The following is a 16883-nucleotide window of genomic DNA, read 5'->3' as shown; positions in this document are numbered from 1 at the left end:
TTCGCGTTTGATCGAAGTCATAGTGAAACGCGCGTGAGGCGTGCCGCGTCGCCTATCGGCCTCTCGGCCGCATCACCGGACGTCCGCTGGTGTGCGCACGGAGGGCGCACTCGGGACTCGGGATAAGCTGTGCATCCGTGGATACGACTTCGCTCATCGGCAAGGAACTCGCCGCCGCCATCAACGCCGACACCAAGCAGCGCGCCGCCGCCCTCGCCGAGACCGGCGCCGCGCCCCGCCTGGCCCTGGTGATCCCGAATGACGACCCGGCCAGCGCCTGGTACGTGAAGTCCCTCAACCGCGCCGCCGAGCGCAATGGAATCGCTTGCGAGAACGTCGATCTCGGCGTCGACGCCACCGCCGAGGAGATCCGCGCCAAGCTCACCGAGCTGTCGCTGGACCCGTCGGTGGACGCCATCATGCTGCAGACCCCGCTCCCGAAGGGCGTCGGCCTCGACGACGTCAGCTCGGCCATCGCGTCCGCGAAGGATGTCGACGGTGTCAGCCCGCTGTCCCTCGGCCTGCTCGCCGCGGGTCTGCCCGGTTTCCCGCCCGCCACCGCCGAGGCCGTGGTGGAACTGGCGAAATTCCACGAAATCCCGCTCGCCGGTCGGCATGTCGCGGTCGTCGGCCGCTCGAACGTGGTCGGCAAGCCCCTGCTTCAGCTGCTGCTCGCCGAGAACGCGACCGTCACCATCGCCCACTCGCGCACGATCGACCTGCCCGCGGTCACCTCCGCCGCGGATGTCGTCGTCGCCGCGGTCGGCCGCGCGGGTCTGATCACCGCCGACCATGTCCGCGAGGGCGCGGTCGTCATCGATGTCGGCACGAACGAGGACGAGAACGGCAACATCACCGGCGACGTGAACGCGGACTCGGTCACCGGCAAGGCCTCGGCCCTGAGCCCCGTCCCCGGCGGCGTCGGCCCCGTCACCACCGCGCTCCTCATGCGTCACGTGGTCCAGGCTGCCGAATCCGCCCGCTGACAACCAAGATCAGAGAGCTCTCGGCGCGGAATCCGATTCTTGACGCTGAGAGCTCCCTGATCCCGTGCTCACCAGTGCGTGGTGACGGGGTCTCCGACGTTGACGTTGTCGTAGTACCACTCGGCGTCGGCGGGGGCGAGGTTGATGCAGCCGTGGCTGACGTTCGCGACGCCCTGGGAATCCACGGACCAGGGCGCGGAGTGGACGTAGACGCCACCCCAGGTCAGGCGCTCGGCGAACTCACCGGTAATCAGGTAGCCCTCCGGATCGTTCAGCGGGATGCCGATGGTCCGGGAGTCGAAGGTGACCGAGCGCTCACGAGACAGGACGGGGAAGGTTCCGACCGGAGTTTCGCGCCCCGGCTTGCCCATCGACGCGGGCATGGTCCGTGCGACGCCGTTGACCCAGACGGTGAAGGTGTGCGCCGACATGTCGGCGTCGGCCGAGGTGCCGCCGTCGGTCTGGAACTTGATGTGCTCGCGTCCGGCGGAGACGCTGATCGGTGCGGAGGCGGGCAAATACTTGGTCGGCTGCCACATCAGCTGGCGGTCGTCGAGCCAGGTGAAGTGCCCCGCGAGGGAGTTCTCCGCGCGGACGTCGACGGTGCGCTCGGCCTGCGCGCGGTCGGTGACGGCGGACGCGAACTGCACGGTCACCGGGGCTGCGATGCCCACCACCTGGCCTGGGCCTGGCGTAATCGCTTGTACCGCTGGGAGATCGGGTGTCACGGAGGCCGCGCCGGCGGCTCCGGTACCGAACGCGGCCGCCGCGACGACGACGCTCGCGACGAACAGGGAGCGGATCGCTTTCCGCATTCTTGCATCCCTTCGAGGGGGTGTAGGGCTAGGTTCCACAGACTATGGCTTGATCATCAGTCCCATCTGGAAATGTACCCGGTTCGTAACCATTGTCCCGGCGTGGGAGCTTTGCGTACTTCGTATCGCCAGGTAGAGGGCGGAAAATTGACTGTGCCCCGTTCCATAACGGAACGGGGCACAGCGCAGGTCCGATTCACGACGGTCAGCGGGCGATGGCCGCGACCACATCGTCGTGCAGGGCGTCGGCCCGGGCGATGACTTTTTCGATCTGCTCGAGCACCGGCGCGAACTCCGCGCCCGCGGCGCTGTCCAGGGCCGCGACATTGATGGCGATGTTCAGCTGCGAGCTGGCCGCCGCCGCTCGTGCGCAGTCGGCCGCCGCGCCGATATCGGTGACCACGTTCGGGTTGCCGATGGGCAGCAGTTCCATTGCGAGAGAGACGATCTCGTCGGCCTCGGCGACCACGGCCGCGGGCACCCGGGCGGCCCGCAGCAGTGCCGCGGTGATGGCCTCGCCGCGCGCGGTCTGCTCGGCCTCGGTCTCCTTGGGCAGCTTGTAGGCATTGCCGACCGCGGTGAAGGCGGCCGCATCGGCGTCGGCCAGGGCCAGCGAGCGCTCGCGGGCGGTATCGGCGGCCTCGATGATCCGGTCGATGACCGGGCGATTGTCGGCGTCCTTGGCCCGGGTGGTGTAGCGCGCGACCATGGCCACCAGCGCCGCGCCCTGAGCCGCGTGCAGGGCCGCGACCGCGCCGCCGCCGGGGGCGGGCACCTTGGCGGCCAGTTCACCCAGGTACCCCCGCAGTGTCGAGTCACCGAAGGTGGTGCTGTCCTGAGTCATGAGGGGTGGCCTCCCTTGGCAGTACGGGGAATTCGGGTGATTTCGCCGCCTACCGTACCGGTCCCTGGGCCGTCACCGGCAACCCGCCCGCTGTCGTTGTGCCAATAGGTGGGTAAGGTCCCGCACATGCGTATCGGACTGTCGATCAATTACACCGACGGCTTCAAGGAGATCGCCGCCGAGGTCGCCGACCTCGAACGGGCGGGCCTGGACATCGTGTTCGTGCCCGAGGCGTATTCGTTCGACGCCGTGAGCGCGCTCGGCTACCTGGCTGCGAAGACCGAACGGGTGCAGCTGGCCTCGGGCATCCTGCAGCTCTACACCCGCACGCCCACGCTGACCGCCATGACCGCGGCGGGCCTGGACTACGTCTCCGACGGCCGCTTCATCCTGGGCCTGGGCGCCTCCGGCCCGCAGGTGATCGAGGGCTTCCACGGCGTGCCCTACGACGCTCCGATCGGCCGCACCCGCGAGGTGCTCGAGATCTGCCGCAAGGTGTGGAAGCGCGAGCGCCTCGAGCACAGCGGCAAGTATTACAACATCCCGCTGCCCGAGGGGCAGGGCACCGGCCTGGGCAAGCCACTCAAGCTCATCAATCACCCGGTGCGCGAGAACATTCCGGTGCTGCTGGCCGCGCTGGGCCCGAAGAACGTGGAGCTGGCGGCCGAGGTGGCCGAGGGCTGGCAGCCCATCTTCTTCCTCCCGGAGAAGGCCGACCTGGTCTGGGGCGATTCGGTGAAAGCCGGTCTGGCCAAGCGTGATCCGGCGCTGGGCGACCTCGAGGTGTTCGCCGGTCCGGCGCTGGCCATCGGCGACCATGTCGACAGCTGGCGCGACGGGGTCAAGCCGCACCTGGCCCTCTACATCGGCGGCATGGGCGCCAAGGGCAAGAACTTCTACCACGCGCTGGCCACCAAGTACGGCTACGGCGCCGAGGCCGACCGGATCCAGGAGCTGTACCTGGCGGGCCGGAAGGAAGAGGCCGCCAAGGCGGTTCCGGACGACCTGGTCCGCGATACGAACCTGATCGGGTCGGCCGGGTTCGTGAAGGAGCGGGTCGCGGCCTTCCGCGAGGCCGGTGTCACCGTCCTGAACGTGGTCCCGATGGCCGGCACCCCGGCCGAGCGGGTGAAGCTGATCGAGCAGCTGCGCGAGCTCATCTGACCGAGCCTCAACATCGTGAAGCCGAGTCCGGGTGTACCGGACTCGGCTTCGTCGTCTTCGGAACCCCGGGCGTCAGCGCAGGGCGCTGAGCGCCTCCGCCAGCGTGGTATGCAGCGAGAACACCTGGTCAAGGCTGGTCATCTTCAACTGGCGACTGGTGGCTGGCCCGTCCGCCACCACCATGAGGTGGGTCTCGCCGGCGCGCTTGTGGACGCCGACCAGTACCGCCATACCCGCCGAGGCCAGGAAGCTGACCGCGGTCAGATCGATCACCAGCGCGGCGGGCTTGCCCGCCAGGGCCGCGTCGATGGCGTTCTCCAGTGCGGGAGCCGTCGCGAGGTCGACCTCGCCGGCCACGGTGAGCACGGTCGCGCCGTCGGCCTGGGTGACCGAGGTGGTCATCGTGTCGGCGAATGGGTAGCCGTCTCCGGAAGTATTGGTCACGTTTGTCAAATCTGCCACGCTCCGTCCGTTCGTGCTGCATCGTCTACCACATCGGTACTGGTTCGGTAGTGGCGTTACCGGGAAAACCGCAGCTACCGTACCCTTTCGGAGTCCTCCGAAACCGCCCGCCGAACTCGTCCCGGCGGACCCTGATTCACATGCGCCCGGCCGCCGAAAATGAAACGGCCATCAGTCGCACTGACATCCGGACCCGTGTGCCCGGGCCCGAACTGTCGATGTCGAGATGGTCGGTGAGCGCGCGCATCATCGCGATGCCGCGGCCGCGGTTACCCGGATCCGCGGGCAGCGGCCGCCACACGCCGGTGTCGGACACCTCGAGGGTGAGGCTGTCCAGCCCGCAATCGGCGGTGAGCCGCACCCGGCCCGGCTCGCCGCCGAGATACGCGTGCTCGATGCTGTTGCTGCATGCCTCGTTCGCGGCCGACACCAGGTCCACCGCCGTATCGTGCGGCACCGCCGCCGCGCTCAGCCAGGCGCGCAGCGCGCGCCGGATACCGGACAGCTCACGGGCCTCGGCGGGCACGTCCACGTGCAGGGACTTGGGCGGCTGCCGGTACACCACCATGGCCACGTCGTCGTCGTAACCCGCGGCGGGCCGCAGTCGTGACAGCACCGAATCGGCGACCTCACGCGGCAATTTCCCGGCGACATGCGCCAATTCATCGGCGAGTTCGATGAAGCGGTCGCCGATATCGACGCCGCGCTGCTCCACCAGGCCATCGGTGAACAGGACCAGTGTGGATCCGGGGGCCATGGCGGTGGTGGCCTCCGGGCGGCGTGGAATGTCGAAGGTGGCCAGGGGGAATGCGCGTCCACCCTCCAGCAGCCTGCCCTGCTTGCCGGGATCGGCCAGGACCGGCGGCATGTGCCCGGCATTGGAGTAGCGCACCAGCCCCCGCACCGGATCCAGAATGGCGGCGCACACGGTCGTGCACATGGCTCCCGGAATACGGGAGGCGACGGTGTCAAGTTCGGCCAGCAACTGCGCGGGCCCCGCGCCGCGCAGCAGTAAAGCCCGTGCCGCCGTGCGCAATTGGCCCATCACCACCGCGGCCGAGAGACCACGGCCGACGCAGTCGCCGACGACCACGCCGATGGTGCCGTCCTCCAGGCGCACTACGTCGTACCAGTCGCCGCCGATCTCGAGCGGCGGCAGCGCGGGCTCGTAGTGCACCGAGAAGCGCGGCGGCAGTTCGATCGGGCCGAGCATGGCGCGCTGCAGGGTGAGCGAGGTCGAGCGCGCCTGATCGAAGTTACGGGCTCGCTGCACCGCCAGACTCAGATGCCCGACCAGCAGCGAGAACAGCGCCCAGTCGCCGGGCGTGATCACGCGGGGCGCCGCGAAGCGCAGCCACAGCGCCGCATCTCCGCTCTCGCCCAGCGGCGCGACGATGCCCTCCGAGCTGGAAACCCCTTCGGGGATGGCGAACATGGTGCGACCCGGCTGCAATCGGGCGCGATCGAGCAGCGCGCGAGCCCGGGCATCGAGGACCCGCCGCGATTCGCGACCGCCATCGGGCTCGGGTTTGCCGCGCCGCGGGATGGGCTGGGTGTCGTGCGGGGCCAGGCCCGCGCCGGTGTACGGATTGTCTTCGGAGACATACAGTTCCGGCCCGGTGTGGTGATTGGGCCAGACCGACACCACGGCGGCCTCCGCGCCCACGGCCCGCCGCAGCTCCTCGAGACCGACCGTGAGCACCTCGACGACACTGGTCGCCGCGCCGACAGCGGTGGCCAGACGCGAGACGGCCTGGTCGCGGGCCTGGGCATCGTGCTCGGCCGTCACATCGCGCAGCGTGCCGACGAAGATGCGTTCGCCGTCCTCGGGTTTCACCAGTGAGGAGGTCGACACCGCCAGCCACAGTTGTCGCCCATCGCGGTGGCGGATGGGCATGACGAAGCGCGCCGCATCGGTGCCCAGATCCGGGTAGCGCGGGGCTTCGGGAATGGTCCAGGGGTGGGGGACGGCGTACGGGATGCCGTCCGGCCCATAGCCGGTGAGCGCCCCGAACGCCGAATTGACCTCGATCAGCGTGCCCTGAGAATCGACGACGAAGAACCCGTCCTGCAGCGACTCCACCAGCGCCGTGCGAAAGGCGTCGCGCCCTTCGAGATCGTCGGCGCGGGAACGCTGTTGCTCGTAGCGGCGGGTCCCGTCGAGGAAGCCACGGGTGGCGACGTCGAGGGCCGCCATGGTCTGCAGCAGGAACTCCAGCGCCGCCTCGGTGCGGTCGGTGCCATCGGCGGCGGGCACCAGACCCTCGAGTTCGAGCAGCCGGAAGTGGTGCTCGGTGAGGTCGAGAATGCTCACGCCCTCCACCAGCGCCCGCCGTCCGAGCTCGTAGCCCTCGGCCAGGGTGTTCTGGTTGGGGGCGCGCAGGTGCAGCCGGAGCGCGGCGGCGTACGCCTCGCGAAAAGCGGCCAGTACCGCACTCACGCTCTGCTCCATCGGCGTGTGCGGAGGCTGTCCGTGGTTGCGCGGGCAAGCGCACAGAGACGAAGCGGCGCCTGCGGACCTCGCCCCCTCGAGCCGGTGATCTCGCTCATGGCTTCACACTCGGAATGGGTTGGGAGGAATGGGATTGCCCGCGATGGCGGGCGGCCAGGACGAGCGCGTCGTCGGTGTCCTTGGCGTGGCGGGCCAGGATCTCGGCGGTGATCTCCGCGGTCGGCTTGGACAGGTCGATGCCATCGGCGAAGCTGCTGGTGATGCCGTCGGTGGACATGAGCAGCAGGTCGCCGGGACGCACCGGCACGGTCTGCGGTTGCAGGTTCGGCGGCAGCAGATAGCCGACGATGCCGCCGGACAGCAGGGCCGTTGCGCGAACGGCGGGTTTGCCGGGAGCGGCTGCGACGATGCGGGATTCGACATTGCCGACGCCCAACCAGTGCACGCGGTCACGAGAATCGAACAGCGCCAGGGACACCGCCGCGCCGCGGGTGTCGGACATGGCGCGATGACACAGCAGCAACAGCACATCCAGTGGCTCGGCGCGGTTCTCGGCCAGCACCTGCGCCGCCCGATCCGAGGCGTCGGCCGCGGCCGCGCCGTGTCCCAGACCGTCCAGCACGGCGAAGAGCACGGAGCCTCCGCCCGCGTCGAGCACGACCGACCGGTCGCCCGAAACGCGTTGCCCGGGCAGCGCGCGACCGGCGACGGCCCATTCGACCGCGCCGACGAAACCGTCCTCACGCACCGGTGGGCACCCACTTCCACATTTCGACGAGTGTGCCGTGCCCCGGTTGGGAATTGATGACCATGCCGTCCATCAGTCGCTTGGCGCCCGGAAGACCCAGACCCAGCCCGCGTCCGGTGGAGAACCCGTCCTCCATGGCGCGCGGAATGTCGGGAATGCCGGGCCCATTGTCCTTGGCCTGCACCACCATCGAGCGCCGGCCGTCACGATCCTGCACGGCGAGCCGGATCTCCCCGGTGCCGGCGTAGCTCGTGATATTGCGCGCCACTTCGGAAATGGCGGTCGCGATCATGGTGCGATCGGAGAGCGAGAAGCCGAGTTTGGCAGCCAACTCCAGCCCCGCCTGCCGAGCGGTCACGATGTCGTTCGACACGTTCACCGCGATCACCACGTCGTCAGCGGCCACGATCACGACCGTCTCGTTGGCTGCGACTCTGGGTCTTCTTGTTCAGCCAGGCCAGGCCTTCCTCGAGGTCCAGCGCAGTGTGCATGTCCTCGAAGGTGAGCCCCAATTGCACCATGGCGAAGGCGACTTCGGGCTGCAGGCCCACGATGACCGTTTCCGCTCCCCGCAGCTTGGTCATGTGGGCGATGGTACGTAGCGATCTGGCGGCAAAGGAGTCCATCACGTCGATTGCGGTGACATCGACGATGATGCCCTGGGCGCGATATCTGCTGACGTAGGTCATCAGATCGTCTTGCAGGCGTTCGGTATCCGCGTCGGTGAGTGCCGACTGCACCGACGCGATGAGGTAGGTGCCCTGCTTCAGAATGGGTACCGGCATCTGCCCCGCCCTGATTACCGTCCGTCGCGGTCGGTGACGCGCGACACCTCGTAGCCGAGTAAGCGCTCAGCTTCCTCGATGCCACCCTGGAGATCGCCGACGGCATTCATCTTCGACAGATCCAGGCCGATGGTCACCAGGGTAAGCGCGATCTCCGACGACAGGCCGGTAATGATGACATTCGCACCCATGAGTCCGGACGCGTCGACCGTCTGCACCAAGTGGTTGGCGACCGTGGAGTCGATCGCGGGCACACCGGTGATGTCGATGACGACGACCTTGGCGCGGTTGGCGCGGATGGCGCGCAGCAGCTGCTCGGTGAGCTGACGCGCGCGCTGGGAGTCCAGCACGCCGATGATGGGGAGGATCAGCAGCTGCTCGCGCACCTGCAGAACCGGGGTGGACAGCTCGCGAATCGCCTCCTGCTGCTGGCGGATAACGCGTTCGCGCTCCTGCACGAAGGACACCGACACGGTGTTGGCGATGCGGTTGGCGGCCGGTTCGTAGGCGTCGAGCACCAGCTTCAGCAGCTCGAAGTCGGACTGGTACTTCTCGAAGAGGCTGCGCGCCAGCACGTCTCGCAACAGGAGCACGATGCCGACGACCTCGTCGGTCTCGACGCCTCTGGGGATGATGCGTTCGGAGAGGTCGCGGGCATAGGTTTGCAGGGCTTCGACGCTACCGGTCTCGAGTACCTCGACGTAGTTGTCGTAGACGGAGGTGGCTTCCGAGAAGATCTCCTCGGGGGTCATCGCGGTGAGCAGCTGGGCATCGGTGATGCGACGGGCCCACTCCTCGCGCAGTTCGGTGCGGTTCTGCCGCAGGTGCTCGACAAGCTGCGGAAGCAGGTTGTCGACGGAACCCACGGGCAGCGAATCCGCCGAGAGACCGATGGACACGTCGGACATGAAAACTCCTGCCCCTTTCTAAGGCCAGGTCGGGTGCTCAACTTCGACGGCCGATCACCGCCGTGCGCTCGGTGCCGACCGCCGTCGGAAGCCGGTGTCGAGCCTAGTCTTACCCAGTACCCGGTGGGTGCCAAACCCAAACCGAGGTGGGCTGGGAATTCGCTATGAGATGTGCTCGTCGCGGGTTTCCGGTCTTCGGTGGTGGGCCAACAGCGTGTCGTAGATATCGGCCAGAGCCGTGAGCTGGCCACGATCGAGCACATCGATCATGTGACGTCGCACACTCTCGACATGCGAGGGCGCGGCGGAATCGAGCACCTGCGCGCCTTTGCCGGTGAGCACGGCGGCCGTGCGGCGGGCGTCGTCGGGAACGGATTGGCGGGCGACCAGACCGCGCTTCTCCATCCGGGTGATCTGATGCGAGAGCCGGCTCTGCGACCACTCCAGCACGGCGGCGAGTTCGGCGAAGCTGCGGCGGTGGTCCGGGGCGTCGGCGAGGCGGGCCAGCACGGTGTATTCCACATAGGTCAGATTGGACTCGCGCAGCGAGTCGCGCCCGACAGCGGCGGCGATGAGGTCGCGGGTGAACACGAATCCCAGCCACGCGCGCATCTCGACGTCATCGAGCCAACGGGTTTCGGTCACAGTTCCACTCCCGGGTTCCGTTGTCATGCTGAGTCCTCCCCGCCGCCGACAAGCGCATCATGGATAACACCTGGTCGTTGAAGGTGCAACCGGCGCCCGTTCGCGGCGGCCTGTTGCGCATTGCGCTCGGCCGCCCGGGATATCGGACGCGATCGCTGTCCTCGACCACGACCCATGGTGCCCGTCGGCGCGCCGTGCGCAGGACCGAATGCCGATGCCGATGAGCGAACGTGCGCGGCCTGCCCATCGGCGCGCAGGCGCGGCTCGGTACAGTCACTCTGCTTGAACCGTCGGCTGACCAGCCCCCAGCCCCTGCTCGAGGAGTGCGATTCGTGACCGCGCCTGATTTCCTGTACTCGGATCTGCTGCCCATCGGCAAGGACGAGACGCCGTACCGGCTGCTCACCACCGAGGGCGTGCGCACGTTCGAGGCGGGCGGGCGGACGTTCCTGCAGGTGGACCCCGAGGTGCTGCGCATGCTCACCGCTGAGGCCATGCACGACATCAGCCACTACCTGCGGCCGGCGCACCTGGCCCAGTTGCGCAAGATCATCGACGATCCGGAGGCCAGCGGCAACGACCGATTCGTGGCACTGGATCTGCTGAAGAACGTCAATATCTCCGCGGGCGGCATTCTGCCCATGTGCCAGGACACCGGCACCGCCATCGTGATGGGCAAGAAGTCCGAGGGGGTGCTCACCGGAGCCGATGACGCGGAATGGATTTCGCGCGGTGTGTTCGACGCCTACACCAAGCTGAACCTGCGCTACTCGCAGCTCGCCCCGATCACCATGTGGGACGAGAAGAACACCGGCAACAACCTGCCCGCGCAGGTCGAGTTGTACTCCGCCGCAGGCGATCCCGCCCACCCGTCCTACAAGTTCCTGTTCATGGCCAAGGGCGGTGGATCGGCCAACAAGTCCTTCCTGTACCAGGAGACCAAGGCCATCCTGAACCCGGACCGCATGCTGGAGTTCCTGGACGAGAAGATCCGCTCGCTCGGTACCGCGGCCTGCCCGCCGTACCACCTGGCGGTCGTCATCGGCGGCACCTCGGCCGAATTCGCCTTGAAGACGGCCAAGTACGCCTCGGCGCACTACCTGGACAACATGCCGACCGAGGGCTCGATGGCCGCGCACGGCTTCCGTGACCTCGAGCTCGAGGAAAAGGTCTTCGCACTGACCCAGTCCTTCGGCATCGGCGCGCAGTTCGGCGGCAAGTACTTCTGCCACGACGTGCGCGTCATCCGCCTGCCGCGCCACGGCGCCTCCTGCCCGGTCGCCATCGCGGTGTCGTGCTCGGCCGACCGCCAGGCACTGGCCAAGATCACCCCCGAGGGCGTGTTCCTCGAGCAGCTGGAACGTGAACCGGCGCAGTATCTTCCGGAGCAGACCGACGAGATCCTCGGCGGCGACGTGGTCAAGATCGACCTCAACCGGCCGATGTCGGAGATTCGTGCGGAGCTGTCGAAGTACCCGGTGAAGACCCGTCTCTCGCTGACCGGTCCGCTGGTCGTGGCGCGCGACATCGCGCACGCCAAGATCAAGGAGCGCCTGGACGCGGGCGAGCCCATGCCGCAGTACATGCGTGACATGGCTGTTTACTACGCCGGTCCGGCCAAGACCCCCGACGGCTACGCCTCCGGTTCCTTCGGCCCGACCACCGCGGGCCGCATGGACTCCTATGTCGACCAGTTCCAGGCCGCGGGCGGCTCGCACGTCATGCTGGCCAAGGGCAATCGCTCCGCGCAGGTCACCAAGGCGTGCAAGGAGCACGGCGGTTTCTATCTCGGCTCCATCGGCGGTCCCGCCGCGCGACTGGCGCTGGACTGCATCAAGTCCGTGGAGGTCCTCGAATACCCTGAACTCGGCATGGAAGCCGTGTGGAAGATCGAGGTCGAGGACTTCCCCGCCTTCATCGTCGTCGACGACAAGGGCAGCGACTTCTTCGCCGAGACCCAGAAGCCGATCGCGCTGCGGGTGCGTACCCGCTCGAAGGAGCGCGTCTGACTCAGGAGGCCAGTCGATGCGGGCGGACCACCGCGAACCGATGCGCAGGATCACGGCCGCGGTGGGCGCGGCCGTGGCGGTGATGGCGACCGTCGCCGTCATCACCGCACCCGAGTCTTCCGCGGCGCCCGCTTCGGCTGCCCCTCCCGCTGTCTCGGCCACGGCGGTCGCGTCCGAGACCGACGGCCTCTATCCGTGGCTCGCCCTGGCCTACGATCTCGCGCTGACCGAAGCGCAGGGCCAGGGTGTTCCGTTGTGGATCGTGTCGGGGTATCGCACCCGCGCCGAGCAGGAAGCCCTGTGGGAGGACGGGATTCGCACCTACGGCAGTGCGGACGCCGCGCGCCGCTGGGTGCTGCCGCCCGATGAGTCCACCCACGTCACCGGTCAGGCCATCGATGTCGGCCCCCAGCAGGGCGCGGCGTGGCTCGAGGCCGAGGGCAATCGCTGGGGCTTGTGCCGCATGTACGACAACGAATGGTGGCACTTCGAGCTGGCGACCCTGCCCGGCTTCGCCTGCCCCGCTCGCCGGCCCGACGCCAGCAGCCGGTGACAGAGAACTTCGAGCCAGGAGGCCAGTCCATGCCTACCGTCAGCCCCGACCCGTCGCCCGCTTGGCGGCGTCCCCACGGAACGCGCAGAGCGGCCGCGGTGGCCGTCCTGGCCAGCGCCGGCCTGGTGGGCGGCTCCCTGGCCGTCGTGTCCGCGGCCCAGGCCGCCGCCCAGCAGCTTTCGGACTCGACCCGCAATGGTGAGGGCGTCCCCACCGCCAAGGCGATCGCCGCCGGCACCGACGGCCTCGACCCGCACCTGGCCGCCGCCTACAGCGCTGCCGCCGATGAGGCCCACAATGCCGGTGTCTCCCTGTGGATCACCTCCGGCTACCGAACCCCCGCCGAGCAGGAAGCCCTCTGGGAGGACGGCCTGCAGACCTACGGCAGTCCCGACGCCGCCCGCCGCTGGGTCCTCCCCCCGAACGAATCCACCCACGTCACCGGCCGAGCCATCGACGTCGGCCCCCAGGAGGGCGCGGCGTGGCTGGAAGCCAATGGCAATCACTGGGGCCTGTGCCGCATGTACGACAACGAATGGTGGCACTTCGAACTCGCCACCGCCCCCGATGCCCCCTGCCCGGCCCGCCTCCCCGACGCCAGCGACCGCTGAGCTCCGTCGAACCCGAATTCCGCACGCGCTGAGGCCGATTCAGCTATCGCCCGCCATCCGGTCGGGAGATTGTCGGCGGTGGCCGGGGGATTCCAGGCGGTGACGAAGGCGCGTTCGGCGTTGGCGGCCTGTATCGAGCAGCCGGTGGTGTCGTCGGGGGTCTGCGCAGCGGAGGTGCGGCGGGAGGGGGCGGGCTGGGCCCAGCGGGACCGGCCATCTACCGCTTCCACGAGATGCGCCAGTCTACGGCGCCACGTTGAATGCCCTGTTGTGAGGAAGGTCGTCGATCCGGAGGGTGGGGAGCGCGCGGTCGTCACCCTGGACGGAAAGTGCCTGCCCGCCAAGCAGTTCTGACGCCCGGTCCGTCCGGGGACGATCTGAATGTCCGGAATCGGAAGCTGATCGGTCATGTTCGGGAACCTGGGGGTTCAACTGGTCACCGTACCGTCGCGCCCGGGGGGATCACGGCGGACGGAGATGTGATGCTGGAACCGCGACTTCGGACCATGTGGCTGGCCAATGCGGCGAGCGGGGCGGCGGCCGTCGCCGTGCGCACGCCGCGCCCTGTCTTCGCCGCCGAGGTGCGGCGGGCGCAACGCGAGACCGTGGTGGCGTCGGATCTGGAAGTCGTGACGGTGACCGATCATTCGGCCGTCATCACCTGGACGACCCGGACCCGGAACCGGGCCGGGCGGCTGCGGCCGGCGCCCGCCGACACCGAGGTGCGGATCGCGCCCGCCGACGGGCGCGGCGAGGCGCGCACCTGGGTCTTCGAGGGGCTGCGGACGCCGTACCACTACGCGGAGGTGAGGGATCTGGAACCGGGGCGGGCCTATCGGTTCGAGGCGTATTCGGACGGGCAGCGCGCGGTGCCCGCGCGGACCCTGGTCACGCGGCGGTCCGGAACCCCCGAATCCACCGGTGTTTTCACTACTGCGACGCCGCCACCGGGCCGCCTCCTCCGGACGATCGCCCTGGCCAACGACCTGCACTATGGTGAACCGGCCAGTGGTCTGTTCGCGGGACTGTTCGAAGGCCTGCGGCACAATACCGACCAGTACCCGGAGTTCATGCTGCGCGCCATGCTCGAGGATCTGCGGCTACCCGATCGCGCTGCGGACCACCTGGTGGTGGCGGGTGATCTGACCGATTCGGGCACGGCCGAGCAGTCGCGCGGAGTCCGCGGAAGTCTGGACGAATGGGGCAGTTTGGGCCGGGATTACTTCGTGTGCAGGGGAAATCACGATGTCCGCTCGCAGGAGGGGACCGACCACTGGGGCGAGGTGTTCCACGCCCGGGAGCGGCTCGTCGAATACTTCGTGGGCGGCCTACGGCTGATCGGGCTCGACACCACTCGTCCGCGTGGGGCGGGCGGCACCATCAGCCCGCCGCAGTTGGCGTACTTGCGCGAACTGCTGCGCGGCGAACCTGACCGGCCGACACTGATCTTCGGCCACCATCCGGTGACCCGGCACGCGGCGGTCAGCAATCCGGGTGGGCCCGGCTTCGTGCTGGACCGGTTCAACGCGGCCGCGCTGCACGCCCTGTACGCGACCGCGCCCGGGGTGTTCCTGCACCACAGCGGGCACACGCACCGGAACCGGCTGAGCCGCCCCGATTCCGGGATCGGCGTGGAGTTCCTCGAGGTGGGCGCGGTCAAGGAGTATCCGGGCGGATACACCCTGTTGCGTGTCCACGAGGGCGGATACATGGTCAACTTCTACAAGACGCGGTCGGAGGCGGCGCGCCGCTGGAGCACGCGAACCCGCAGTCAATATCTGGGACTGCACCCGGATCACGCACTGGGCAGCTGCGTCGACCGCAATCATGTTGTCCGGCGCGATTTCTCCGGCCTGCGCGCGGAGCCGTCAGCGCGTTGATCAGCGACACACCGGTTGCCAGGCCGGTGTGTCGGGTCAATACGACCCCGATGTACGTCCTGTTCGGCATACTGCCTGGTGCGAGCGCGCGCCGGATCTCCTGGCGAATCACCGCAGCCCGACCGGACATCACGGTGTCCGCTCATTCGGCGCGGTGCGCGCCGCGGTTCGGCATCCTGGGTTCGGCACTTCTCTGACAACGGAGGCATGGTGGGCAGGCAGGCCAGGCAGTACCGTTCGAATCACGGCACACTCCAGCACCAGCGCCCGCCCGTCCGCGTGACCCGCCGTCCAGCCGACCCGGCCCACGATGTCCTCGTCGCCACCGGGTGGCTGATCTTCGACCTACCCACCGCCGTCCTGCTGGCAGTCTTCGTCGGCACCGGCTGGCTCGGCTACCTCCAGCACGCGGGCACGCCGGCCCAGCCGCGGTCGGCGGTGGTGGCGCCCGCCGAAACCGCTGGGCCGGGCGGCCACTGACTCGGTTCCGCACGGGCCCGGCGTCTTTCGGGACCTGCGGCGAACTTGCCGGACCTGTGGCGATACCGCCCCGGAAACCGATGCAGCGCACGATGCGCGCCCGTGAGCGAATAGCGTCTCGCATCCCGGACGGACTGCGGCGGTGCGGGAAGAAGCCCGTACGACGTTGCCACCCCGGTGCCGCTGGCTGCTGCGGGACACCGGGGTGCCAGCGGGCGGATCGGCCGAAACTCTTGGAGCGGCGGCCGATTCGGGTTCGGAATGTTGGATTGTCAGTCGTCGAGGGAGCTGCCGTTGCGGGAGCGCGACGCGGCGCGGGCGCGGCGACGGGCGGCCTGCAGTTCGGCGAGTTCCTGTTCGAGGGTCTCGGCGATCCGGAACTGGCCGGTGTCGTAGACATTGAGCGGCGGGACCGGGTCGGCCAGATCGGCCAGGGGAGAACGGTCGCCCTCCTCGGTCTTGCGGGCTTTGCCGGTGGCGGAGCGGCGCTCCTGGTCGGCGGGTTTCACGGTGTCCGACTGGGTTTCGGCCTTGGCGAGGTGGGGTTCGACCACCTGGGCTTCGGCGTCGACGGTCTTCTCGGGCTCAGCGAGAGCCGCGGGAAGTGCGGGGGTCGGAGTCGGCACCGACGAGGGAGAAGGGCGGCCGGGCCAGGACACGACGGTCGGCATGGAGCGGCGCAGTTGCTCGCCCGGGTCTGGCAGATCTCGAATCTGGTCCGTGGCGCGCACGATGGCCAGGCCGTACCGGCCGGCCGCGGCATTGTGGATGAGCAGCGCCACACCGATCATCACCGGCGCGATGGCGTGTACGGCCACCTCGTACCAGCTGCCGTTCTTCAGGTACGGGTAGGTGTTGAGCATGACGGTCAGGGCCAGCAATGCCGCCTCGGCCACCACGACCTGCCTGCGGCTGTCGATCACACCCCATTCGGCGACCTTGTTGGTGCCGATCATGATGATCACGAGGCAGACGCTGATCATGCCTTCGAGCAGATAGCTGAACCAGTACAGCGGATCGCTCGCCCCGCCCGGGGCGATATTGTGCTGCACGTTGACCGCGGACCAGAGCATGCCGGCCGCGACGACACCGGCGAGCGCGCGCTGACTCCACGCCCGATGTTTGTACAGGGAGGCCAGTTTGGCGTGCGGACTCGATTCCCGCCGCTGTGCGGCGATCGCCTTGCGGGCCAGCAGCAAGTCGCGAATGTCGGCCTTCTCAATCTCTTCGGAGGTCTGCCGGGCGCGATCGGCCGCGGATGCCGCGGCCTCGGCCTGTTTCCAGCGTTGCGCTCGCTCCTGCTCGCGGATGCGCTCGGCTAGTTCGCGTTCGGCGACGAGCTCGGTCTCCGACAGCGCGTCGGTGAGAGCGGGATCGTATTGGTATGCCAGCCGTCCCCGGGCCTTCTCGACCCGCTGCGCCAGCTGGGTGACCTCGTCCTCGCGCGGATGTTCGATCGTCAATTGGTCCCCCGTCCAGGGAGTCCCGATGGCTGACAGGTGATTCCGGTAGGCACGGAGAACATTTCTAGTCGATACACG

General features: G+C 68.6%; 17 protein-coding genes. 7 read left to right on the top strand and 10 right to left on the bottom strand.

The genetic code is table 11. The annotated features are described in order from the left end of the window. Positions 1 to 137 precede the first annotated feature (137 nt). Positions 138 to 986, top strand: a complete 849-nt coding sequence (locus GLP40_RS17010) for a bifunctional 5,10-methylenetetrahydrofolate dehydrogenase/5,10-methenyltetrahydrofolate cyclohydrolase (RefSeq protein WP_328290266.1) — start codon at positions 138 to 140, stop codon at positions 984 to 986. A 68-nt stretch (positions 987 to 1054) separates the two neighbouring features. On the opposite strand, the gene GLP40_RS17005 is transcribed toward GLP40_RS17010, so the two are convergent. Together GLP40_RS17005 and GLP40_RS17000 are read right to left on the bottom strand one after the other, a co-directional pair. Then, complete coding sequence (locus GLP40_RS17005; RefSeq protein WP_154788882.1) at positions 1055 to 1801, bottom strand: L,D-transpeptidase; 747 nt, start codon at positions 1799 to 1801, stop codon at positions 1055 to 1057. 205 nt (positions 1802 to 2006) lie between these two features. After that, the gene (locus GLP40_RS17000; protein ID WP_154788881.1) at positions 2007 to 2645 is read right to left on the bottom strand and encodes a cyclodeaminase/cyclohydrolase family protein; all 639 of its coding nucleotides are present in this window, start codon (positions 2643 to 2645) and stop codon (positions 2007 to 2009) included. A 126-nt stretch (positions 2646 to 2771) separates the two neighbouring features. On the opposite strand from GLP40_RS17000, the gene GLP40_RS16995 reads away from it, so the two are divergent. After that, entirely contained in the window at positions 2772 to 3809 is a 1038-nt protein-coding gene (locus tag GLP40_RS16995) for an LLM class F420-dependent oxidoreductase (protein ID WP_154788880.1), read from the top strand. A gap of 72 nt (positions 3810 to 3881) precedes the next feature. On the opposite strand, the gene GLP40_RS16990 is transcribed toward GLP40_RS16995, so the two are convergent. The 7 genes from GLP40_RS16990 to GLP40_RS16960 form a co-directional block, all read right to left on the bottom strand. After that, positions 3882 to 4211, bottom strand: a complete 330-nt coding sequence (locus GLP40_RS16990; RefSeq protein WP_154789050.1) for an STAS domain-containing protein — start codon at positions 4209 to 4211, stop codon at positions 3882 to 3884. 196 nt (positions 4212 to 4407) lie between these two features. Then, on the bottom strand, positions 4408 to 6711 hold the full coding sequence (locus GLP40_RS16985; RefSeq protein WP_328290265.1) for a SpoIIE family protein phosphatase: 2304 nt from the start codon (positions 6709 to 6711) through the stop codon (positions 4408 to 4410). A 106-nt stretch (positions 6712 to 6817) separates the two neighbouring features. Continuing rightward, on the bottom strand, positions 6818 to 7471 hold the full coding sequence (locus GLP40_RS16980; protein WP_328290264.1) for a SpoIIE family protein phosphatase: 654 nt from the start codon (positions 7469 to 7471) through the stop codon (positions 6818 to 6820). After that, positions 7464 to 7877: an ATP-binding protein gene (locus GLP40_RS16975; RefSeq protein ID WP_328290306.1), complete on the bottom strand. Its 414-nt coding sequence runs from the start codon at positions 7875 to 7877 to the stop codon at positions 7464 to 7466. Before GLP40_RS16975 ends, GLP40_RS16980 begins: the two co-directional genes overlap by 8 nt. Next, on the bottom strand, positions 7867 to 8256 hold the full coding sequence (locus GLP40_RS16970; RefSeq protein ID WP_040857366.1) for an STAS domain-containing protein: 390 nt from the start codon (positions 8254 to 8256) through the stop codon (positions 7867 to 7869). Before GLP40_RS16970 ends, GLP40_RS16975 begins: the two co-directional genes overlap by 11 nt. Positions 8257 to 8270: 14 nt before the next feature. Continuing rightward, a complete protein-coding gene (locus tag GLP40_RS16965; protein ID WP_154788878.1) occupies positions 8271 to 9164 on the bottom strand; it encodes an STAS domain-containing protein in 894 nt (297 codons plus the stop codon). 162 nt (positions 9165 to 9326) lie between these two features. Then, positions 9327 to 9809: a MarR family winged helix-turn-helix transcriptional regulator gene (locus GLP40_RS16960; RefSeq protein WP_328290263.1), complete on the bottom strand. Its 483-nt coding sequence runs from the start codon at positions 9807 to 9809 to the stop codon at positions 9327 to 9329. Positions 9810 to 10141: 332 nt separating this feature from the next. Here GLP40_RS16960 and GLP40_RS16955 point away from each other — a divergent pair, with 332 nt between their 5' ends. The 5 genes from GLP40_RS16955 to GLP40_RS16930 all read left to right on the top strand — a co-directional run bounded on the left by GLP40_RS16955 (position 10142) and on the right by GLP40_RS16930 (position 15342). Continuing rightward, positions 10142 to 11818: a fumarate hydratase gene (locus tag GLP40_RS16955; protein WP_328290262.1), complete on the top strand. Its 1677-nt coding sequence runs from the start codon at positions 10142 to 10144 to the stop codon at positions 11816 to 11818. A gap of 40 nt (positions 11819 to 11858) precedes the next feature. Beyond that, positions 11859 to 12371, top strand: a complete 513-nt coding sequence (locus GLP40_RS16950; protein ID WP_154788876.1) for a M15 family metallopeptidase — start codon at positions 11859 to 11861, stop codon at positions 12369 to 12371. A 29-nt stretch (positions 12372 to 12400) separates the two neighbouring features. Beyond that, complete coding sequence (locus GLP40_RS16945) at positions 12401 to 12982, top strand: M15 family metallopeptidase (RefSeq protein ID WP_154788875.1); 582 nt, start codon at positions 12401 to 12403, stop codon at positions 12980 to 12982. Positions 12983 to 13464: 482 nt separating this feature from the next. Then, positions 13465 to 14862, top strand: coding sequence for a metallophosphoesterase (locus GLP40_RS16935; protein ID WP_154788874.1), 1398 nt, complete (start codon positions 13465 to 13467; stop codon positions 14860 to 14862). A 207-nt stretch (positions 14863 to 15069) separates the two neighbouring features. Further along, on the top strand, positions 15070 to 15342 hold the full coding sequence (locus tag GLP40_RS16930) for a hypothetical protein (protein ID WP_154788873.1): 273 nt from the start codon (positions 15070 to 15072) through the stop codon (positions 15340 to 15342). 272 nt (positions 15343 to 15614) lie between these two features. Here the strand turns inward: GLP40_RS16930 and GLP40_RS16925 are convergent, their stop codons facing one another. Beyond that, a complete protein-coding gene (locus GLP40_RS16925) occupies positions 15615 to 16805 on the bottom strand; it encodes a hypothetical protein (protein ID WP_154788872.1) in 1191 nt (396 codons plus the stop codon). Positions 16806 to 16883 lie beyond the last annotated feature (78 nt).

The sequence above is a fragment of the Nocardia aurantiaca genome, from assembly GCF_009708175.1.
Classification (GTDB): domain Bacteria; phylum Actinomycetota; class Actinomycetes; order Mycobacteriales; family Mycobacteriaceae; genus Nocardia; species Nocardia aurantiaca.
This window is presented reverse-complemented; position numbering and strand designations above follow the sequence as displayed.